The sequence below is a fragment of the Deltaproteobacteria bacterium genome (assembly GCA_021737785.1).
GTDB lineage: Bacteria > Desulfobacterota > DSM-4660 > Desulfatiglandales > Desulfatiglandaceae > AUK324.
The window spans coordinates 93,377-108,164 of record JAIPDI010000006.1 but is presented as its reverse complement, the minus strand read 5'-3'; the positions used below and the strand labels follow the sequence as shown (position 1 = coordinate 108,164).

Genomic DNA, 14,788 nt, shown 5'->3' with positions numbered 1-14,788 from the left:
TCGGCTGACGACCAAGGGTCAACCGAGACAAAACGTTCTTTCACTGATGTTCAGCCAGTTTTTTCATAGCGATACGAGCGCCGATGGCCACCGGATCCCACAAAGGGGAATAGGGAGGCGCGTAGCTTAGATCGAGGTCTGCGATTTCCTCCACGGTCATCCCGGCGTGCAGTGCCGTTGCCAATATGTCAATACGTTTGGCAGCACCCTCCTTCCCAACGATTTGACCTCCAAGCAGCCTCCCGTTCCCCTTTTCAGCCAGGATTTTCACTGAAATTGTGCCTGCATCCGGATAATAGCTTGCTCGTGTTGTGCTTTCTATAACCGCCGACACATATTCTCTCCCGGTTTGCTGAAGTTCTTTCTCCTGAAGACCGGTCCTGGCCACTTCCAGTGAGCATATCTTGCTGACGGCGGTCCCCACCAACCCCGGAAAAACAGCGTACCCGCCGCTCATATTCGTCCCGGCGACCCGGCCGTGCTTGTTGGCCACTGTACCCAGGGCGATGTTTACAGGCCGTCTGCTGATCAGATGGAAGGATTCGGCGCAATCCCCTCCAGCCCACACATTGTCGTCGCTGGTTCGCATGGTATCATCCACCTGGACGGCCCCGCTCAGGCCAAGTTTAATTCCTGCTTCTTTGGCAAGGGAAACGTTGGGTTTTACGCCCATGCCAAGGATAACCAGGTCGGCCGGCAATGTCCTCTTGTCGGTTACCACGCTTTGAACGTGTTTTTTGCTGACCTCGAAGCCTTCAAGGCTTTCTTTTCTATAAAGCTTTACCCCTATATCGATCAGCGCTTTTGAAACCAGCGTTCCCATGTCCGGGTCCAGGGTCCCCATCACCTCCGGGGCCCTTTCTATGAGACTGACGTGCATCCCCCGCAAAATAAGATTTTCCGCCATCTCAAGACCGATATACCCCCCTCCGATAACCACAGCATTTTTCGGGCCTCTCTCTTCAATAAACGCCATCACCTCCAGACCGCTCTGCAGGGTGTTAATTCCGAATATTCCTCTGGCGGCGATGCCTTCCACCGGCGGCCTGATCGGGAGCGCGCCCGTAGCGATCATAAGCATATCATAGGCTTCCCACCAGGTGTCGGGATTGTCCTGCTCTCGAAGACGTATCCTCGTCTGTTTCAGGTCGATCTCTTCCACCTGGTGGAGCACCTTTACAACAACGCCCTGTTCCTCCCATAACGCTTCCGGAGTTTTTGCTATCAGATGCCTGGGACTATCGACCACCCGGCCGATAAGATAAGGAATTCCTCAGGCCGCATAGGAGACGTGGCGGCCCTTTTCAAATACCGTAATTTCCAGCTCCTTATTGAGCCGCGCGGCCTTTGCGGCCGCAGTCATCCCTGCCGCATTCCCTCCGATGACCAACAGCCTTTGAGAAGGCATCTGCTTATCCTCCGGACCAGTTCATTATTCGAGAAATGATCGTTTGCCAATTCAGACACATGGCATTTATGAAAAAGAAGGGTTCAATTTTCATGAGGTCATCTTACGCGAGACGACGTCGAGACGTAATGGGGTTTATCCTGTATTCCACGTGGAGGATGGCGTAGCGCAATAACCGGATGTCCATGATTATGCAGTCTTCGACACTATTTCCTGAGGCCCCCGCAGTTCCGTCCTCAGGAGGGGGAGCGCTTCCGGATAGGTCTTCTGAATGAATTCCACGAGGCGTTCTCTTACCTGGCAGCGCAATTCCCAGGCCCTTGATGAATCCGAGGCACTCATGAGCGCCCTAAGTTCCAAAGTGTGTTCAGAGACGTCTGTCACCTGGAGGACACAAACGTTGCCATCCCAATGCTCCGAATTTTCAACAATTCGCTGCAGCGCCTCCCTTACGGCCTGGACAGGCACAGAATAATCCACATACACAAATACGGAGCCCAAGAGGTTTGCGGAGACCCGGGTCCAATTCTGAAAAGGTTTTTCCAGAAAGTAAGTGACGGGCACCACCAGACGTCTCAAATCCCAGATCCGAACCACAACATAGGTAAGCGTGATTTCTTCAATCCTCCCCCATTCGTTTTCAACAATCACCACATCGTCAAGCCTGATCGGCTGGGCCACGGCCACCTGAAATCCTGCAAAGAGGGTGGCAATGGACCGCTGCGCTGCAAACCCCAGGATGATCCCCAATATCCCCGCAGATGCCAAAATGCTCGTACCCAGTTGCCGCACCTTTGAAAAGCTCATCAATATGGTGGCAAAGGCAAGAACGACGATTACCGCGATCACGATTCTGCGAAGGACCACGATCTGGGTCTGCATCCTCCTGGCCCTGAGATTATCCTTTTCGGTGGTATCGAATCTATGGAGAATGAGCACTTCTCCGACATAGGCCAGCTTGACCATTAACCAGGCCAGCGCCAAAATGATGCCCAGCCCCAGGGTATGGTCCGCAAAATTCCGAACCTCTGGAGTCATTTCAGCAAGGGGTAATGACAATCGAAGTACCAGAAGCGGCAGTAGAAGCCTGGATGGCGGACGGCAATATTTCACTATGGATGCAGCCGTTATGGTCCCAAATCCCCTGGATACCCGCGCCATGAACTTGAAGAGCAGATAATGAAGGATGATACCGCAAACCACTGCACTCAACAGAATCCCAAGGCTCAGTGCATAGCTTTCCCAGTTTTTGAGGTAGCCGACGATCCGGTCCGTCATGCTTCGACCCATTTTTTTTTGCAATACTTAATAGCTTGAGAGTCCATTCTCACGTCATGCCGGACTTGATCCCCGCAAGTACGGGATCTTCGACCGGCATCCAGAACATTTAACTTATCAAAAAGACACTGGATTCCGGCTTTCGCCGGAATGACGGCCTGGAATTTATACATTCAATAAAATCAATATATTACGAGAACTTGGACTGTAGAGTTAATAGCGAAACAGAGCAGCCGCGACAGCGTCGTCAGGAACTTCTTCTTGTTTCACCACGTAGACGTCCCCCCCTTTTGTGAGGGTCTGCACGGCCGCCAGATTTAATAAATCTTCATTTTGGGAATCTTGCGCCTGGTGAAATTCGATCATCCCGCTGTCCGGATCAAAACGACCCCACTTCTGGGTATCCCCTGCAATGAAAAGGACGCCTATTCGTCCGTGAGCCGCCGATGCGATAATCTCCTCAAGATCATTGGATGTCTTTCCCGTGCCGATGCTGTCCTTGTACCTGGCAATGGCATCATCCTGGGCCTTTCTGATATGCGGTGCCACGAGATCCCATGCCTTTTTATGAAGCTCTGTTTCTCCCAACTCGTCGGGATTGCCCAGAATGCCCTGTTCCATAAGACGGGGATAGGAACTGACCTCTTTATACAGCGGCAGGAGAAACTCCACCCCCGACAATATAAGGGGACTGTTCTCCTCGCGCATCACGGTATGGACCCATTTATCTATTTGCTGGAAATATCGAATGATTCGGTCCTTGGCGTCATCAGTTCCAACCCCGTGACCGTGAAAAATGGCAGGCCGTCTTCCGCCGGTTCCAGCTGCACCTGTATGGAATTGGAGCTGCCTTTCCAGGTCATCGTATTTGAGGGCATCTTCGAGATCTTCGGGCATCCCTTCCAAATCCACCCTCTCTATTTCCTGACGTGTGCACCGGAAGAGCCGAACATGTTTTTGACTCAAAGCCAGGATGTAGAATTTCATGTCGTTCATGGCAAGGGGCAACAGAGGCATTATATGGAAACGGTTGGAGACAACCGCCAGGTCTTCGAAGGGCAACGGAAGTCGGTAAGTTTGGAAGATACCATCCCCCATGAACAGGGCGAGTCCATCGCTCTGATGCTGCCAGAAGGGAAGGTCTTCAAGCAAGTTCCGGGCGGATTTCATCTCTTCACCCATGTCCCTGTTTTCCTTGTTTTCAGCGGCAAGCATCCTCCCTGCTTTTCCCAGCAGGTTCTTGAACCGAATTCGATTTTGTTCCGCATCTGTGCGCTGCGTGGTCATAAAAATGGAAATACAGGGGATATCCTGTCTTTCCGCCAGCCTCCTGAGATCGTCTGTCCCAAAAAAGTCCATCAATTGCATTGTCCTCCTTTTTCCATGGCGATGGAAAGCACTCTTTCCGGATCTTATGCCATTGCGTTTAAGCCTGAATGGCAGCGGTAAATATGTTACGTTTAAGTATTTATTTATCATAATGAACCCGGGGATAAATGGGGTGTGCCATGTATTTGCATGAAAAAATACGAGTATTAGTATAATTTGGAAGAAACATCTTCTTGAGGAGTTTGTATGGCAACGCCGAAGATGGGACGTCCCACGAACAAAATGCTGGGAAAATTTCCGGGAGTTGCACCAAGATTTTTTGGTTGCGGCCATCAGGCCGCCTTGGGCCTTTGCCCGTTAATATGAGAGATCGTCTTTCAGAATGTTAGAAACTATTTGATAATAAAGCACTTATTTGTTAATTTAAAAATTCCATGACACCTTGGAATGGTGGAATTTATGGAACAGGGGAATACTGGGTCTGAATAAGGAACGTATCCCATTTTGAAGACTCTTTCTGCTTTATCACCCAATATTCAACCCCTCCAATATTCCATCATTTTATTCTCAGGGTCCGCAAGCCCGTTACTCGCAAAAGTTCCTTGCGGTCCCCCAGATCCATGATAAGCAAAAAAAGGTCAGATATCTTTGCCTCGGAGTATTGATTGAATCCTTCTTTGAAACCCTGCACCATTCGATCGGCAATCCTAAACAATAACGGGGGATTGGAAAAATGTTAACCGCAGGAATAGATTGCGGCGCCAGGACCACTAAGAGCATAATCTTGAAGGATGGGAAGATCATCGGCATGGGCGCTGTCCCGACCGGTTCTGATCAGGAAACGGCTGTGAAAGCGTCCCTTGAAACGGCTTTGGAAGCGGCTGGCGCGACAAGGGATGAGCTGCAGAAGATTGGCGTAACCGGATCGGGCAAAATGGCCGTCAAGATTGCTGATATGAAGGTAAACGATATACAGGCCATGGCAAAGGGGGCCATTTATTTTTATCCCGACGCCCGAACCGTGATGGATGTGGGCGCTGAAGAGGGGAGGGCCGCCAGGATTGATGACGAGGGAAATGTGGTGGATTTTGCCATTAATGAGAGATGCGCGGCCGGCGCGGGGACCTATATCGAGGCCATGGCCAGAGCCCTCAAAGTGGGTCTGGAGGAGATGGGCGAACTCGCCTTGAAGTCGGGCAAAAAGATCCCCATGAATGCACAGTGCGTCATCTTTGCAGAATCCGAGGTGGTTGGACTCATTCATGCCAAGACCGATAAATCTGATATCAGCAGGGCGATTCATGACGCAATCGGCGGCCGTATTGTCTCCATGATACGAAAGGTGGGCGTCAATGAAGATGTGGCCATGCTCGGGGGTACGGCCCGTAATCCGGGACTTGTTGACGCCTTGAAACGCGAATTAAGGATGGAACATCTCTGTATCCCGGATGCGCCTGAATTCGGCGCTGCGGTGGGGGCGGCCGTAATGGCCGCGAAAGAGGCCTGATAATTAGTGCCTGAACGAAAATCACGCCTTGGCGTGATTCAGGCACAATTGCGAATTGAGAAATTGCGAATTCAGAATTGATGGAATAGCGTTGAAATTAATAAAACCAAGTTTCCGGGTCCGCCCTTTTTGGATTTCCGGGTTTTCGTCAGACACTAATTACCAAGGCGGCCTAACAGCCGCAACCAAAAGGTTTCACCCAAGTCCCGGAAGCGTTCTGGACACCCGTGGGGGTCTCTGCTCAAGAGCTGCAATAAAATGCGGTCGTATGGTTCGGCGGCCGCCCCCAGGCTCCGAATAATGTTTACGAAAAGGCAGCAAGGACATACCGTCCCATGAAAGCCTGTACTTGGGGCTGGAACAGACTGTATTGTAAAGCCCTGCTGCCGTCCCCAGGAGCTGTATTCGGTTTTTGTCCCGCCTCTTGGGCGGGAAGCAGAGACCCCCACGGGCAAACTTCTTCGCACGTTGCAGAGAAGTTACAGACAAAGACTCTAAGGTTACGGGGTCATCGCCGACCAGTATCCCTCGGCGATTCATCGAGAGTCGATTTCATAAATGGAGAGCAAGGAGATGGCGGAAGAGAAAAAGCAGGAATTCTGGCGTTGGCCCGCATCCAACTGGAAGAATCCCGATATGGACTGGAGAGATGCCGGATTTATCACCGTGGGGCTTGATGTGGGTTCTGTGAGTTCTCAGGCCTGCATAATGGCGGATGGGCAAATCTTTGCCTATTCCAGTAAAAGGACCGGACCCGACAGCTCCAACAGCGCCCGAGATGTGCTGAATGATGTCCTTGAGGCCATCGACATGCCCGAAGACCGGATGGATTATTGTGTGGGGACCGGTTACGGCCGGGTCAACGTCCCCTTTTCTGACCGGTCCATTACCGAGATTGCGTGCCATTCCAGAGGAGCCAATCTTATCTATGGTCCGGAGGTGCGCACGATCCTGGACGTAGGCGGACAGGATATCAAGGCCATCCAATGCGATGAACAGGGAAAGGTGACCAACTTTTTGATGAACGACAAGTGTGCGGCCGGAACCGGCCGGGGCATGGAGGTGTTTGCGGACCTCTTGGGCGTCCCCATCCACGAGGTGGGGGATCGATCGTTTCAATACAAAGGCCCGGAGCCGGAGGCCGTATCGAACACCTGCGTGGTCTATGCCAGATCAGAGGCCGTCGGGTTGCTTCGAAAGGGATGGACCACGGAACAGGTACTGGCCGGCTATTGCAGAGCCATGGCAGAACGGATCTTTTCTCTGGTGGAGAGGCTCGGCGTGACGCCCGAGTTTGCCGTTACCGGCGGCATGGCGAAAAACCGGGGGGTTGTGGAACGGTTGGTGCCGTTGCTCAAACTCAGACCTATGAAGACCCGGTGGGATCCCCAGATTGCCGGTGCTTTGGGCGCGGCCCTGTTCGGCTATGCCCTCTGCCAGAGGGGCAAGGGGAGAAAGAAGTGATGCCGTGAGGAACCAGCCATGGAGAATCTTATGGCACAAGTGAAATTGACCATAAACGGGCGGGAGATTGAAGCCCCTGAGGGCGCCACTATTCTGGAAGCGGCAAAGGCTGCGGATATCTATATCCCGGTCCTTTGTTATCATCCGGACCTGCCGACAGCCGAAGGAACGCTTCCGGCCGGGATGGTCTATCAGGGAGACAGGAGGATTGAAAACGCCATGCCCGGTCAATTGGGCAAGGGATGCGGCCTCTGCGTGGTGGAGGTGACAGGTGAGGCTGATCTGGTGGCATCGTGTCGGACCGGAGTGAGGGAAGGGATGACGGTCGTCACCGAGAATGACCGGATCCGTACCAGACGGCAGGAAAACCTGGCCGCCATCCTCGCACGGCATCGTCATGCCTGCCTTACCTGCGCCCAGCAGGAGGGGTGCAGCAGGGATCAGTGTTCCTCCAATGTACCGGAAAACGAGAGATGCTGCACAATATTCGGGCACTGCGAACTCCAGGATGTGGTCAATTATATCGGGATACTCCCTTCCACGCCCGGATGGATTCCCACCGACCTCCCCATTATTGATCATCATCCCCTGTTCGTGAGGGATTACACCCTCTGTGTCGGGTGTACCCGATGCGTCAGGGCATGCCGTGATTTGAAGGGAATCGAAGCCATCGGGTTTGTTTACGATGAAAATGACCGGGTCCAGATCGGCACCTTAGCCCCCTCTTTGGAGGAGTCCGGGTGCAAGTTCTGTACTGCCTGCGTTGCGGTCTGCCCTACCGGGGCGTTGATGGACAAGGCGTACTTTCCCGGGAAAAGGGCGACGGACATGGTCCCATGCAGGACGGCCTGTCCGGTCCACATGGATGTCCCTGCATATCTGAGGTTGATCGCCGCAGGGAGGCGGGAGGAGGCCCGTGCCGTGATCAGGGAAAAGGTCCCGTTCCCCGGTATATTGGGGAGGGTATGCATCCATCCCTGCGAGGATGTCTGCCGCAGGGGAGAGGTGAATGCCCCGCTGTCGATCTGCGCATTGAAACGATATGCTGCTGATGGGGAAAATGGGCTCTGGCAGAATTCCAGCGCACCGTCGCCGGATACGGGGAAAAAGGCGGCCATCGTGGGGTCCGGTCCGGCCGGTCTGACCGCCGCCTTTTATCTGCGTAAAAAGGGCCATATGGTGACCGTGTTCGAGGCCCGTCCGGCAGCCGGGGGCATGATGCGCTACGGCATCCCTTCCTATCGCCTCCCCCGGGATGTCTTGGACAAGGAGATACAGGATATTTTGGATACCGGCATCGAAATCAGGACCCGGGAGTCTCTGGGAAAAGATTTCAATCTGGATCGGCTCAAGAGCGTCGGCTTTGATGCTGTGTTTCTGGCTGTCGGAGCCCAGCTGAGCCGGCGGGTTTCGATCGACGGATCAGATCTGCCCGGAGTGCTGGGGGGGGTTGATTTGCTTGCAAAGGTTGCTGAGGGGAAAAGTGTCCAGCTGATGGACCGTGTCATCGTGATCGGCGGGGGGGATGTGGCGGTCGATGCAGCACGTACGGCACTGAGATGTGGCGCCGAGAATGTGACCATGGTCTGCCTGGAAGGCCGGGACAAGATTCCCGCGCACGCGGGGGAGATCGAGGGCGCTCTTGCCGAAGGGGTTAAGATCCTCTCCTCCTGGGGGGCGCGGAAGATCCTGAGCAGGGGTGACCGGATCACCGGCGTAGAGCTGGTCAGATGCTTGCGCGTGCTCAATGAAAAAGGGACATTTTGTCCGATATTCGATGACACCACCAGGATCATTGAAGGCGACCAGGTAATCATGGCCATCGGCCAGGCTGCTGACCTGTCGTTTGCAGAAGGCGACAGACGTCTCTCCGTGAAGAGAGGTCTTATCGTGGTGGACCAGGACACCCTCGACACAGGGATGGAAGGGATTTATGCCGGAGGCGATGTGGTGGCCATGTCCGGGGCGATCATCCATGCCATCGCCGCAGGCCGTAAGGCCGCTTCGTCCATCGACAGGTTGCTGGGCGGTACGGGGGATCTGGATGAGATCCTGTATGAGCGGGAGGTTCTTTCCCAATATCTGGGCAGGGATGAGGGATTTGCGCTCCGGGAGCGCGAAAAGGTCGCGGAAATCGCCCTCGAATCCAGGCGGGAGGGATTCCGGGAGATTTCCCTCGGATTGACCGATGCGCAGGCAATCAAAGAGGCCCGAAGATGTCTCCAGTGCGATCTTCGTCTTTTTTTGGGAAGCAACCCATCTCCCCCGGAAAGGAGGGTCACCTTCAACCGGGAAACCCTGGCACAGGTCCCGGAAACAGAGGGCGTGTATCGTCTCTTTGACATTGAAAAGAATGTGGTGGCCATCAAAGGGACATCGAATCTGAGAAAGCGCCTCCTGCAAGAACTGGACGCAGCAGGTTCCGCCGCCTGGTTCGATGTGGAAGAAAATATGATGTATACCCAGCGGGAAAGTGAGTTGATCCAGCTGTATATGCGGGCCCATGGGAGGATGCCGGGGGGAGGGGACTCGGATCTGGACGACCTGTTTTGAGCGATAGAGACCCCTTTTCAGGGAGCAGTTTCATGGGGAATCTGCGTCTCAGGGTGTATGAATAGGATACCAATAGCTGGCCATTAGTGATCGCTCATTGCCATACCACGCAATAGGCCTTTACAGGGGTGTGAATCCCTTTCACCTCGATATCTCCCATTGTTTGGACCGCCAAGGTGTCCTTAAGCGCGTGATAGGTCCTTTGACTGATCAGGATCTGTCCGGGCCCGGCAATGGTTTCCAGGCGAGAGGCCACATTGACTTGGTTGCCGATCACCGTGTAATCACTGTAGGCGTCTGACCCGATATTGCCCACGGTTGCGAACCCGCTGTTGATGCCGATTCCCACGCCCAATCGGTGCCCGTACCGGTCCCATTCATCCGACAGCTCGGCAACCTTTCTCTGCATGTCCATGGCCATGCGGACGGCCCTGTCTGCATGATCGTCCATCGGAATCGGATCACCAAAAAAGATGAGGAGACCATCGCCCACAATCTTGTTCAATGTCCCGTCGTAGTCATGAACAATCCGGATCATTTCCGAGTGGTAGCTGTTCAAGAGCTGAAACAATTCCTCCGGTTCCAGGCTGTCGGTGAGAGAGGAGAATCCTCTGATATCGGTGAAGACCACGGTCATCATCTTTCTCTGGGGTTGTGTCCACCTCGTATCTTCGCTGTTCAAGATTTTCTCCGCAAGTTTGGGGGAGAGGTACCGGCGCAGCTGATTATGTTTTTCCAACTCAATGACCTGGGCTTGAACCTTTTCTTCCAGATTGCAATTCAGCCGAAGAAGGTCCTGCTGAGCCTTGCGAAGTTGGGAAGTCCGTTCTTCAATCTTGTTTTCGAGTTCTTTGTTGTACGCATCCAAGCGAGCCTTGGCCTCTGTCAGTTCTTCATTGGTTTTTTCCAGCACAAGGTAGGCTCGATTCTTGGCGCTCATGCTTATTCTGAGCTGATTCAGGGTCTCTATCAAATCCTGGCCGGAGCTTCCCTCGTTGCTTCGCATCCTGAATATCTGGCGGACACGGTTATAGATGGATAATCGATCATATGACACGTCAAGGACAAAATAAGGCGCCATATAGATATCCCCGGCCATGAGCAGTATCCGACTGCCGACTTGAAAGGTCTCTGTAATGAGGATCGCCTGTCTTTGATCTCCCGGGGATGGGTTGAAACCGGTGGGGATTTCGCTCCATTTGCCCAAAAAAATCTCCTGCCCGCCAACGCTTTCCGGCTCAAGCAGAACCTTTTTCCCCACCTTGAGACGCGGGCCGGTTTCCGTTCCTTTCAGGGTCAGGAAGCCGCTTTCTATCTTGGCATGCAGGGCGTAGGGGATGAGTTCGGGTTCCGTGTTGAGAAGGATCTCGGGGTTGTATGGGGTCATGATCTGTCGAATGACCGCCGGGGGCAGTCCCCAGATAGTCGGGATCGAGGAGAGAATGCCTCGCGTGTAAAGATCCCCTATATAATCTCGGTGGGGATCGATATCGTCGTGCAACCGGACCTTCAGGAGGGTCCTGATCTTTCTTGTTCGGCGATTGTAGACAGGCGGGAGGATAACCTCGATGTCTTTGGTATCGTCGAAGTTTTTGTTGAAAAAGGGCACCCGCCTGAAACCGTCATTAGGGGATGCGAACACCCGCACAAAGTAATGGAAGCGTCCCCATGAACGGAGACTGGCTGAAGATGCGCCGCATTTGAAAAAGAAATCGGGCCCGCCAACCAGCTCTTTCCCTTTTCTGAAGATGCGTTCGAAGTTATCGTATGTGGTCCATTCATCTTCGTTCAGGAAAAAATCTTCCAGGGAATGGTACTGGTCTTCCGGGAACCGCAGCCCATCGAACAGGGACTGGCAACTGCCGATCCTGCTCTTGACATAGGCAGCGATGATTTTGATATTCCGATTGCTGATACAGTCAAGACGGCTCATGACTCACATCCGGAAAGTGGATCATCAAAACGGGACGATGTTCCAATGATGGCCATCATATCCTCTACCGGTAAAAGTAACAAGGACCTTTTTGACCGAATCCATTTTATCGCTTGACAACGGGGGCAGGTGTTATAGAATAAGCCCCAATATACGGGACGTGGCGCAGCCTGGAAGCGCACCTGAATGGGGTTCAGGGGGTCCGGGGTTCAAATCCCCGCGTCCCGACCAGTAAGAAGTCATTAAAACGGGTAGGTTGGCTTTAGCTAACTTGCCCGTTTTTTTATATATTGAACCTTTTTGCATATGATCGGAATTCTATGTGTTTGATTCCCTATGTGCCAGAAAGATGGGAATTCTTTGGGATGAAGATCTCGATATGAAGCTCGCCTGCAATCGTCTGTCATTTTGAGGTCGGAACCGGGTTTTTTTGTAGGAGTCAAGAGTTTGACGGGTAGCTGATCTCTGGCCAGCAACTCTTTCGGTTGATGATGCCGGTTTCTTGATCGGGATGCCAACCCACCTGAATTGCACCACTATTTCTTTGCTAATCACTCTGGCACGCTTACTGCATTGTGCTTACCATCATGCCCATACACCATATTCCATGGCCCTTTAATAAGGTGGTGAAAAGAAGGAAAGTTACCATCTCTTAATAGTTGAAGCTGAGTGTAAGGACCCACGCGCCCTTCAGATACCGCGGTATTATTGTGACTCGCGGCGGTCGATTTTGTTCGTGACGGTTATTAAGGTGTGCCGAAAGCCTTGACAAGGAGGAACGTTGATCGTGTGCAGAAAACTACCACTCACACATTGTAGCAGGCCCGGGAAATATTAATGAGGGTCCCCGGGAACTCAGCGGTAGAAAAGGCTCCGAATTGAACGGTTATGCTGTTTCTTCAAATGGATTGATCTGAGTTTTCATCCTCCCCTTCTCTGATACTCGGAACCAGAAAGGTAGTTGTGTTCCCAGGACATTAAAAGCTGTCACTGACCGGAGAAAGGTGGGTGACATGAAAAGCTTGAACGTTCTTTAGCATATGGGGGGATATGATTATGAAAATCAGCACAAAAATCATGGCATTGATTGCAATAGCCCTTGTCCTGACCGCTGGGGTGGTGGGCCTGATGGCCGTTTGGCAATTAAACAAGAGCGGGGAGATGGCCGTTGTCAACATTGAAACGTTAGGCGCCGCCAACATAGCCTCAATAGAGGCAGCGGGGAAGGCGAGGCTTGAAAACTTTCGAGCGGATGCCCTGGCGACAAAAAAGGAATATCTGAAGTCCGAGGTCCAGACCGTCATGGGCGTTCTGGAAAAGGCATACAAGGATGCGCATGACACTGAGAGACTTGCGCGGGTTTATCAGAGGCAGCTTCAGAATGCGGTAAATACGGCCTACGGGATACTGGAAGCCGTTGAGAAACAGGAGGGGATGAGTCTCGAAGAAAAGCAGGAAAAGGCCATTGATCTGATAAAGGCCCTCAGGTACGGTCCTGAGAATAAGGACTATTTCTGGATTAACGATATGCACCCGACCATGATCATGCATCCATACAATCCTGATCTGGACGGCAAGGATCTCTCCGGGAACCAGGACCCCAACGGGAAAAAGCTCTTTGTGGAGTTTGTGAAGGTCTGCCGCGATAAGGGGGAGGGGTTTGTAGATTATTACTGGCCGAAGTACGGAGCGGATAAACCTCAACCGAAACTCTCATTTGTCAAATTGTTTAAGCCCTGGAATTGGGTTATCGGGTCAGGTGTATACCTGGAGGTAGCCGAGGCAAAACTGAAATCCGAATCCGCCCAAATCATCGAGGCCCTTCGTTTCGGTCCTGAGAATAAGGACTATTTCTGGATTAACGACATGCACCCCACCATGATCATGCATCCATATAAGCCCGAGTTAAACGGCAAAGATCTCTCAGAAAACCAGGACCCCAACGGGAAAAAGCTCTTTGTGGAGTTTGTGAAGGTCTGCCGCGATAAAGGGGAGGGGTTTGTAGATTATTACTGGCCGAAGTACGGAGCGGATAAACCTCAACCGAAACTCTCATTTGTCATGCTTTTCAAAGAATGGGGATGGGTTATTGGTACAGGTCTCTATATTGATGACATCGAGACAGCTGTGCAGGCCAGGAAGACACTGCTGGATGGGGAGGTGAAAACGGCCCAGGAAAAACTGAACCTGCAAATCGAAAAACAGAAATCAGAGATTATGGATAACATCAACCGGGTATTGTGGTTAATAGGCGCCGTCACCTTGGCGATTGTTATCCTTGCCCTCATCGCCTCTTTTGTCTTTACGCGGCGCAGCATTGTCAACCCTATCAACCGGATAACCGAAGGGCTTACCTCCGGGGCTGATCAGGTGGCGGCTGCATCCGGGCAGGTCGCAGCCTCCAGCCAGTCTCTGGCCGAAGGCTCGGCTGAACAGGCGGCCTCCATAGAGGAGACCTCGTCGTCCCTGGAGGAGATATCCTCCATGACCAAGCAGAATGCGGACCATGCCAACCAGGCGGACGGTCTCATGAAGGAGGCCAATCAGGTAGTGGGACAAGCAAACACCTCTATGAACCACCTGACCGGTTCCATGGAAGAGATCTCACGGGCGAGTGAAGAGACATCCAAGATCATCAAGACCATTGATGAGATCGCCTTTCAGACGAATCTCCTTGCACTGAATGCCGCGGTGGAGGCGGCGAGAGCCGGTGAAGCGGGTGCCGGGTTTGCCGTGGTGGCCGATGAGGTGAGGAACCTGGCGCTGAGGGCAGCGGATGCTGCCAGGAACACGGCCAACCTCATTGAAGGAACCGTGAAGAAGGTCAAGGATGGTTCGGATATGGTTCAGAAGACCAATGAGGCGTTCACCCAGGTGGCAGAGAGCGCTTCCAAGGTTGGGCAGTTGATCGGCGAGATTGCTGCGGCATCCAACGAGCAGGCCCAGGGAATTGAACAGGTGAACACGGCAGTGATGGAGATGGATAAGGTGGTCCAGCAGAATGCGGCTAACGCTGAAGAGTCGGCGGCTGCCTCTGAGGAGATGACTGCCCAAGCCGAGCAGATGAAGGCGAATGTGGGAGAATTAATGACACTTGTAGGGGGAAGAAAGAAGGGCACGGCGGCTTCGGAACAGGCAATGACCGAAGAAGCGGACGAGCAGCACAAAAGGGCTCTTTTGGCTTCCAGGAAACGCTCAGTGGAAAGAAAGCAGACATTCCGCGAGACAAAGGAACCCAGGAAACGGATCCCCCTAAATGATTCTGATTTTAAAGACTTTTAATCAGATAAACGGGTGCACAGGAAGCAAGGGGCAG

The 14,788-nt window shown here is 52.8% G+C and carries 8 protein-coding genes, 1 tRNA gene and 1 pseudogene; 5 read left to right on the top strand and 5 right to left on the bottom strand.

Translation table 11 applies throughout. From position 1 onward, the window contains the following. Positions 1-40 precede the first annotated feature (40 nt). The 4 genes and pseudogenes from K9N21_05170 to K9N21_05155 form a co-directional block, all read right to left on the bottom strand. On the bottom strand, positions 41-1,408 hold the full coding sequence (locus K9N21_05170; GenBank protein ID MCF8143292.1) for an FAD-dependent oxidoreductase: 1,368 nt from the start codon (positions 1,406-1,408) through the stop codon (positions 41-43). 189 nt (positions 1,409-1,597) lie between these two features. Continuing rightward, positions 1,598-2,698, bottom strand: coding sequence for a mechanosensitive ion channel family protein (locus K9N21_05165; GenBank protein MCF8143291.1), 1,101 nt, complete (start codon positions 2,696-2,698; stop codon positions 1,598-1,600). 42 nt (positions 2,699-2,740) lie between these two features. Further along, positions 2,741-2,794, bottom strand: a pseudogene (locus K9N21_05160) (hypothetical protein). Between the two features lie 105 nt (positions 2,795-2,899). Further along, the gene (locus K9N21_05155) at positions 2,900-4,045 is read right to left on the bottom strand and encodes a hypothetical protein (GenBank protein MCF8143290.1); all 1,146 of its coding nucleotides are present in this window, start codon (positions 4,043-4,045) and stop codon (positions 2,900-2,902) included. A 703-nt stretch (positions 4,046-4,748) separates the two neighbouring features. On the opposite strand from K9N21_05155, the gene K9N21_05150 reads away from it, so the two are divergent. From K9N21_05150 to K9N21_05140, 3 genes are all read left to right on the top strand, one after another. Further along, positions 4,749-5,522, top strand: coding sequence for an acyl-CoA dehydratase activase (locus K9N21_05150; protein MCF8143289.1), 774 nt, complete (start codon positions 4,749-4,751; stop codon positions 5,520-5,522). 573 nt (positions 5,523-6,095) lie between these two features. Beyond that, a complete protein-coding gene (bzdQ, locus tag K9N21_05145) occupies positions 6,096-6,986 on the top strand; it encodes a benzoyl-CoA reductase, bzd-type, subunit Q (protein MCF8143288.1) in 891 nt (296 codons plus the stop codon). A 30-nt stretch (positions 6,987-7,016) separates the two neighbouring features. Continuing rightward, positions 7,017-9,539, top strand: a complete 2,523-nt coding sequence (locus K9N21_05140; protein ID MCF8143287.1) for an FAD-dependent oxidoreductase — start codon at positions 7,017-7,019, stop codon at positions 9,537-9,539. A gap of 94 nt (positions 9,540-9,633) precedes the next feature. Here the strand turns inward: K9N21_05140 and K9N21_05135 are convergent, their stop codons facing one another. Further along, entirely contained in the window at positions 9,634-11,472 is a 1,839-nt protein-coding gene (locus K9N21_05135) for a hypothetical protein (protein MCF8143286.1), read from the bottom strand. A gap of 154 nt (positions 11,473-11,626) precedes the next feature. Between K9N21_05135 and K9N21_05130 the strand changes: the two genes are divergently transcribed. Both K9N21_05130 and K9N21_05125 read left to right on the top strand, forming a co-directional pair. Continuing rightward, a tRNA-Pro gene (locus tag K9N21_05130) sits at positions 11,627-11,703 on the top strand. Between the two features lie 1,830 nt (positions 11,704-13,533). After that, positions 13,534-14,754, top strand: coding sequence for a hypothetical protein (locus K9N21_05125; GenBank protein ID MCF8143285.1), 1,221 nt, complete (start codon positions 13,534-13,536; stop codon positions 14,752-14,754). Positions 14,755-14,788 lie beyond the last annotated feature (34 nt).

Excerpts from the sequence above, each read along its gene's own strand:
- K9N21_05165 (MCF8143291.1), bottom strand. The coding sequence starts at position 2,698 with ATGGGTCGAAGCATGACGGACCGGATCGTCGGCTACCTCAAAAACTGG.
- K9N21_05155 (MCF8143290.1), bottom strand. The coding sequence starts at position 4,045 with ATGGACTTTTTTGGGACAGACGATCTCAGGAGGCTGGCGGAAAGACAG.
- K9N21_05150 (MCF8143289.1), top strand. The coding sequence starts at position 4,749 with ATGTTAACCGCAGGAATAGATTGCGGCGCCAGGACCACTAAGAGCATA.
- bzdQ (MCF8143288.1), top strand. The coding sequence starts at position 6,096 with ATGGCGGAAGAGAAAAAGCAGGAATTCTGGCGTTGGCCCGCATCCAAC.
- K9N21_05140 (MCF8143287.1), top strand. The coding sequence starts at position 7,017 with ATGGCACAAGTGAAATTGACCATAAACGGGCGGGAGATTGAAGCCCCT.
- K9N21_05135 (MCF8143286.1), bottom strand. The coding sequence starts at position 11,472 with ATGAGCCGTCTTGACTGTATCAGCAATCGGAATATCAAAATCATCGCT.
- K9N21_05125 (MCF8143285.1), top strand. The coding sequence starts at position 13,534 with ATGCTTTTCAAAGAATGGGGATGGGTTATTGGTACAGGTCTCTATATT.